This window comes from Mesorhizobium sp. M5C.F.Ca.IN.020.32.2.1 (genome assembly GCF_004023105.1).
Lineage (GTDB): Bacteria > Pseudomonadota > Alphaproteobacteria > Rhizobiales > Rhizobiaceae > Mesorhizobium > Mesorhizobium wenxiniae.
In genome coordinates this window covers 1-6,635 of record NZ_RZSX01000308.1, presented here as the reverse complement: position 1 = coordinate 6,635, position 6,635 = coordinate 1, and the positions used below count along the sequence as shown (strand labels likewise).

Annotated in this window: 5 protein-coding genes; 1 reads left to right on the top strand and 4 read right to left on the bottom strand. The window is 62.1% G+C overall.

The genetic code is table 11. From position 1 onward, the window contains the following. Positions 1-115 precede the first annotated feature (115 nt). The 4 genes from EOA86_RS16870 to EOA86_RS16850 all read right to left on the bottom strand — a co-directional run bounded on the left by EOA86_RS16870 (position 116) and on the right by EOA86_RS16850 (position 5,633). On the bottom strand, positions 116-1,087 hold the full coding sequence (locus EOA86_RS16870) for a tripartite tricarboxylate transporter substrate-binding protein (protein WP_127209409.1): 972 nt from the start codon (positions 1,085-1,087) through the stop codon (positions 116-118). A 450-nt stretch (positions 1,088-1,537) separates the two neighbouring features. Further along, positions 1,538-2,746, bottom strand: a complete 1,209-nt coding sequence (uxuA, locus tag EOA86_RS16860; RefSeq protein ID WP_128342681.1) for a mannonate dehydratase — start codon at positions 2,744-2,746, stop codon at positions 1,538-1,540. A 206-nt stretch (positions 2,747-2,952) separates the two neighbouring features. After that, positions 2,953-4,059, bottom strand: a complete 1,107-nt coding sequence (locus tag EOA86_RS16855) for a glycosyltransferase (protein ID WP_128342679.1) — start codon at positions 4,057-4,059, stop codon at positions 2,953-2,955. An 8-nt stretch (positions 4,060-4,067) separates the two neighbouring features. Then, positions 4,068-5,633 carry a GumC family protein gene (locus tag EOA86_RS16850; RefSeq protein WP_128342678.1) on the bottom strand — a complete coding sequence of 522 codons (1,566 nt, stop codon included), beginning with the start codon at positions 5,631-5,633 and terminating at the stop codon, positions 4,068-4,070. A 171-nt stretch (positions 5,634-5,804) separates the two neighbouring features. Between EOA86_RS16850 and EOA86_RS16845 the strand changes: the two genes are divergently transcribed. Further along, positions 5,805-6,635: VpsF family polysaccharide biosynthesis protein (locus EOA86_RS16845; protein WP_206630047.1), on the top strand; the 831-nt coding region annotated here is incomplete at its 3' end.

Below are 6,635 nucleotides of genomic sequence, written 5' to 3'. Positions count from 1 at the left end.
CATATGCCGTTGGTCGTGTCGATTGTGAAAGGTTTCATGACGTCCTCCCAGGCCCGCGCCGCGCGCGCCGGTGCAGTGCGAAAAACGGGGCGCTGGTGGCGCCCCGTTCGAAACCTCAGTCGGCGTACTGGCCGGCGGCTTCGATGATCGGCTTCCAGCGCGCGATCTCGCCTTCCAGCTTGGCCTTTAGCGCGGCCGGAGTCGCGTCTGCTTCGGACGACGGCTTTGTGCCGAGCTCGGCGAAGCGGGCGGCGACATTCTGGTCCTTCAGCGCGACCTGAAGCGACTTCGACAAGCGCTCGGTGACCTCGGCCGGCGTGCCCTTGGGCGCGTAGAGGCCGTGCCAGATGCCGACCTGCACCTCAGGGAGACCGGCTTCCGTCGTTGTCGGGACGTCCGGCAGAACATCGAGGCGTTCAGGCGAGGTGACGGCGTAAGCCTTGATCGTGCCGCCCTGGATCTGCTTGGTGGTATTGGTCGTCTGGTCGCACATGATGTCGACCTGACCGCCGAGAAGATCGGTCATGGCCGGGCCGGTGCCCTTGTAGGGCACGGTGACCAGCGGCGTGCCGATGGCGCTCATGAACAGCATGCCGCACAGATGCGAGGCCGCGCCTATGCCGGCATTGGCGACGGTGACGGTGTCCTTGTTGGCCTTGGCGTAGTCGACCAGCCCCTTCAGATCTGTCGGCTCGAGGTCCTTGCGGCCGACGATGGTCATCGGCACCTCGGTGACGAGGCCGACATATTCGAAGCTGTTCAGCGTGTCGTATGCGAGCTTTCGGTACAGCGTCGCGCTGGTCGCCATGCCGATGTGATGGAGGAGCAGCGTATAGCCGTCCGGCTCGGCGTTCGCGACGCGACCGGCGCCCAGTGTGCCGCCGGCGCCGCCGACATTCTCGACGATGATCTGCTGGCCGAGATCCTTCGACATGGCTTCCGCGACGAGGCGCGTGACCGTATCGGTCGGGCCGCCGGCCGAAAACGGCACCACAACCGTGATGGTGCGTTCGGGATAGGTTTGCGCGCCCGCGGCGAACGAATACAGCGTAGCGGCGGCGGCCAGAACGGCGGCGAACTTTCTCATCGTGATTTCCTCCCAGGATATGAATTCCCAACCGCCTCCTGGAGTTCTTAACACCGGCTGCGGATGGACCAATAACGAGCGTAACCCAGCGGATTGAAATCGGACTCAAGCCGCAAGCTGCCATTATACACAAGTCCGCGCAAATGGGTGAAAAGGTGGCATCAAGCCGGAGGGCTGCGGAACGCCCAATGCAGCGGCTCAGGACAAATGCTGATCTGCAGTGATCCTTCGCGCCCCCCTCTGTCCTGCCGGACATCTCCCCCACTTGGGGGGAGATCGTCCGTTATCGCGGCTTTCGTCAATTGTCTAAGTTGCAGGATTGAGCGGAGCGGCCAAGCCGCCAATCTCCCCCCCTTGTGGGGAGATGTCCGGCAGGACAGAGGGGGCGCCTCGCTCCGCCATCAAAGGTTCTGCACCGTCGTGACGCTCTGATGGCCGACCGGCTGCGAGCTAAGCTGATGTCGATCTGCGAATGGCATGTTCAACGCCGCGGAGTTCGGCCAATCCCTTGAGCCGACCGATGGCCGGATAGCCGGGCTGGGCTCCGCGCGTCAGGTCATCGAGAATATCCTGGCCATGGTCGGGGCGCATCGGGATGACGGCGTCCTGGCGTCCTTCCGTCTTGCGCCGCGCTTCCTCGTGGAGCAGCGCGGCGACCACCGCCACCATGTCGGTGTCGCCGGCAAGGTGCTCGTCCTCGTGGAACGAGCAGGGGGTGCCGGCCGCTTCCTTGCGCACATTGCGCAGATGCGCGAAGTGGATTTTCGGACCCATCCGCTCGATCATGCCGGGTAGATCATTGTCCGGTCTAGCGCCGAGCGATCCCGTGCACAGTGTCGCTCCGTTGGCCGGGCTGTCGACTGCGTCCAGAATGTACCTGTAGTCGGCCTCGGTCGACATGATGCGCGGCAGGCCGAGCAGCGGAAACGGCGGATCATCGGGGTGGCAGCAGAGACGCAGGCCGAGGCGTTCGGCCGTAGGCACGACCTCCGCCAGGAAATCGACGAAATGCTGGCGCAGGGTTGTTGCGCCGATGCGGTCGTAACTTGACAGTTGAGCCGCGAGACCGTCGAGAGACGTGTCTTCGGTCGAGCCGGGCAGACCGGAATTGACGCTTCTTGCCAGAATCTTCCGCGCATCCTCATCCATCTGCGCGTATCGCCGCTCCGCCTCGGAGACGATCTCCGGTGTGTAATCGCCGAGCGCCCCTTGGCGTTTCAGGATATGGATGTCGAAGGCGGCGAAGTGGATCAGATCGAAGCGCATGGTGGTGCCGCCATGCGGCAGGCGCCAGGCAAGATCGGTGCGGGTCCAATCGAGCACGGGCATGAAATTGTAGCAGATGACCGAAATCCCGGCCCGCGCCAGGTTTTCCAACGATGTCTTGTAGTTGGCAATATGACTGCGCCACTCGCCGACCTGCGTCTTGATCGCTTCGGAAACCGGCAGGCTCTCGACAATCTCCCAGTTCAGATCGCTCGCGCTTCCATCCGGCAAAGACGCGACTTCGCACTGACGTCTTTCGATTTCGGCGGGCAGCCAGACGGCGCCGTGAGGAACGTGGTGAAGAGCCGTGACGATGCCTTGCGCCCCGGCCTGACGCGCGTCCGCGATCGTCACCTTGTCGACCGGGCCGAACCAACGCCACACATGTCTCATTCGAACACTCCGTTAAAAAGGATCGCCATGCGGTCCTACGCCCGCGCATCCCGCCGCGGTGACCGACCCGCTGCTCCTCTTCATGGGCTGCTATCAGATCCCGATGTACCTGACACCCATCCTGCCCGGGAGGCCAACGGCGATGCTCCAACGACGCGAAATGGCGATAGCGGCTGCCTCAACGAACGCCAGCGCGCAGTTCCTGGCTAGAGCAGCGCTTCGTATAGATCTCCGATCTTTTCAACTTCGAAATCCGCTGCTCTGCTCTTCAGGAGGGCGACAGAAGTGGGGTGGTCCAGCATCTCAGCCATCGCCTTTGCCAGGGCCGCGGCATCGCCGACCGGCACCAAGGCGCCGAAACGACCGTCACCGAGAATCTCGCGCGGGCCATGCGGCGCATCTGTGGAGACTACGGGAACGCCAGCAGCCATGGCCTCGACCAGCACATTGCCGAAGCCCTCGCTCGTCGAGGAAAGGACGAACAGATCGGCTGCGGCATAACAGGCCGCGGGATCGTTGACGTAGCCAGCAAAGAGCACATCGGCGGCGGTACCGGATTCCTGGGCATAGGTGCGCAACTCGGCAGCCAGCGGACCTTCGCCGAAGATTACAAGCCGAGCGCGGCGGCCGGCGAGCAGGATAGCGAAGGCCTGGAGCAAGGTCCGATGATCCTTGACCGGCACCAGGCGCCCGGCGGTTGCGATGACCGGGCCATCGCCCATCGTCGCCAGCTTTGTCTGCCATGTATAGGAATCTTGCTGGAGCGCCGCAGCCGGTGGCAGCGGATTGTTGATGACGACGACCTTGGATTTGGGAAAGCCGCGGGCCGCAATGTCGTTGCCGACACCCACTGAGACGGCGATGGCTTTGGTTGCGCGCGCTGCAACCAACGCGGAAAGCCAGACCGCTATTCTCGCGCCGAGGCTGCTGGAAGGCAGTGAGGCCGCCGCGTGGAAGCTTGGAAAGAACCGCGCTCGGCTTCGCGCCAAGAGAAGCGCCAGCGCCACGACCAGATTGGCAAATTCGGGGGCGCTATAGACCGCATGCGGACCAAGGCGGCTGAACAAACGTGCGCTTCGCACGATGCCTTTCAGCGTCTCCCACTTGCCGTAACCCTCGCCCCGGATGGGAAGGTCGAAATCGACAAGATGCACCGCGGGGGAGCGCAGCGCGGCGTTGGGTCCTTCAGCGTTCCAGGTAAAAAGTGTGACATCGTGGCCACGTGATGCCAATTCATTTGCCATGAGGACGAAGGCACGCTCGGCGCCGCCGCCCCTGAGACTGGCAATGTGAAAAACAATGCGCTTCGCCATGCCTGGATTCAGGCTCGGCTGACGTCGATGCCTGATCGGTTCGTCGGCTGGCGCATGTCACGAACGATGCCCATGGCAATGGCCAGCAGCATGCCTAGCGCAAAGCCGGCGAAAGCTCCCAGGCCTGCCATCAGGGGGGTGCGGGGCGGCCACGAGCGTCCCGGTGGCGGCACGGCGGTGGAAATCACCTGTACATTCGTGGTGTCGATCTGCTCGCGCTCGGTGATTTGGCGCGAGCGAGACAGGAAGCTTTCATAGACCACCCTCCTCGAGGCGGCGTCGCGTTCAAGTTCACGCAGGGCGACCTGGGACTCGCTGTCGGTGAAAACATTGTTCTTCAGATCGTTCATCTTGGCGCTGAGAGAAGCCAATGAGGCGTTGGCCTTATCCAGGTTGGCTTTTGCGGTGCCGACCGTGCGGGCGAACTCTGCCCTGAGTTGAGAACTGACGGTCTCGAATTCTGTCCTAAGCCGGACAATCGTCGGGTGGCGCGGACCAAAGGTCATGGATTGTGAATCGATTTGCTGCCGCAGGCTATTTGCCTTGTCGCGCAGTGCTGCGAGTGCTGCCGAAACCGCGGGGTCAGGATTGGCTCCATTGACACCGGCGGCAACCAAGGCCTCGTAACTTGCCTGCGCTGCGATGACGCGCGATTGCGCCTCTCCAATTTCACTATTGAGCTGCGTCATCGTCTGCGAACTGACAAGCTGGCCATTGCTGGAGGACAGGTTGTGACTGCGCCTGTAGCTCTCGACCTTCTCTTCGGCCGCCTGCAAGTCGCGCTTGAGTTGGCCGAGCCGGCCCTCAAGAGCAGCTGCGGCACGGCTGGCACCAGCAGCTTCGGCCTTGGCCAGTTCGTCCTGGAAAGCCTTCACTATGGCTTGCGAGATCAGGATCGCCTTGCCGGTGGTTTCTGCCGATACCGAGAGGGTTGTGACGAACGACGTTTCATCTGCAGCGACGCTGACCCGCTCCGCCAGGCTTTTCTGGGCGATAAGCTTCGGATCGGACTTGGCGCCACTCGCTGCAGCACCAGACGTGGAGGAGCTCTGGTCCGGGTCGAAAAACTCCGGATCCCTGGCTAGGCCGAGTTCGTCCACTACCCGTGCAAGCACGTTGCCCGAGGTCAAGATGCGCTGCTTGCTGCGCGCGTTAAGTATTTGGCTGTCGACCTGGCCCGGTTGCGAGTAGAGATCGTTTTCCACAACCTGCAAATTGGCAGGATTGATGAGGATTTCTGTCGTAACGGTATAACGCTGTTTGCTCAGCAACCCATAGGCGGCGCCGATGACGCCGCCGGCCACTGCCAGCATCAATGCCAACACGAGCCCGGCACGCAGCCAGACAAACAGGCGTCGAAAATCGAGCTCAAGGAAATCGCCGATCTTGTCGAGCGTCACCGTCGGGACAGGCTCGGGCGTGTGCGGAGTGACAGGGGCGGAGGTGCGTGCCATGACTGGGGCATCCTGTTGCAGCCTTGCCCTGCTGGCGCGCCGTGCATTGGCGATCCGCTCGAGTGCGCTGATATCGGAATCCGCTGCAGAGGGAGGAGTTGTGCCGGAAGCGGCGGACATGGTGCTAACTCTTGTTATTCGCTACGCGGGCCAGCACTACAGAAAGATCGTTAACATCTCATTTTCCAAGTTGGCATATTTTGCCGAGTCAAACGCCGCGTCCGTTCGGCGGTCCCTTGAATGGATCTCGTTGGCCAGAATGCCGCTTGAATACCCCCATTTGGATGGGCCATGAGCTATCCCGCTGCCGCATCGGAACGATTGCTGTCCAGCCAGGCGCGCCGTCAGAACGCGCTGTCGATTCTGTTTTTCCTATGCGCTGCGCTGGCGTTCCTGCTCCGCTTCACGGTTTCACCGCAGATTATGAACATGGTCGTCGACTATACGGCCGACGGTGGTTCATTCTACGAGAAACTGCATTTCGGCACCTATGCTATCTTTCTGCTGCTTCCATTCGTTCTTTTCAGCCGGCCGTTTCTGCTGCAGGGCGACGAAATTGGAATCTTCAAGGCTTTGCTGCTCTATTCTGCGCTGATTTTCGCGCTGGTGCCGTATCTGTTCATCACCGGCCGTGCGGGCTCCTCAGGGTTCATCATCGATACCTATCTGGTGGCGGGCGCCGCAGGCCTGTTGATGCTGGCCTTGAACGCGGAAGTACGGCGGGCGTTGGGCGACGTCGTGCTTGGAATGGTGATCCTCAGTGCCGTGATGGGCACGATCGAAGCGGTGACTCAACATCGATTTCTGCCTTACGGTCTCAACGAACTGCAGTTCAGGCCAATCGGGCTATCGGCGCACCCGTTGGCCCTAGGCGCGCTCTGCGCCACTGTCATCGGATTCGTACCGCTGACGCGCTGGCGCATATGGGTGCGGGTGCTGGCGATCTTCGTATTGCTCGTCGGTTGTGCTGCGTCAGGCGCTCGCGCCGCCCTGTTGCTAGCTGCCGGAGAAACCCTCATTCTGCTGATGTTCGTGCCTTGGCCGCGCCTGATCCTCAAGCATCAGCGGCAGGCCAAGTCTGTCGTGCTGGTGTTCGCCCTGGCGGCCGGCGCAGTGCTGGTG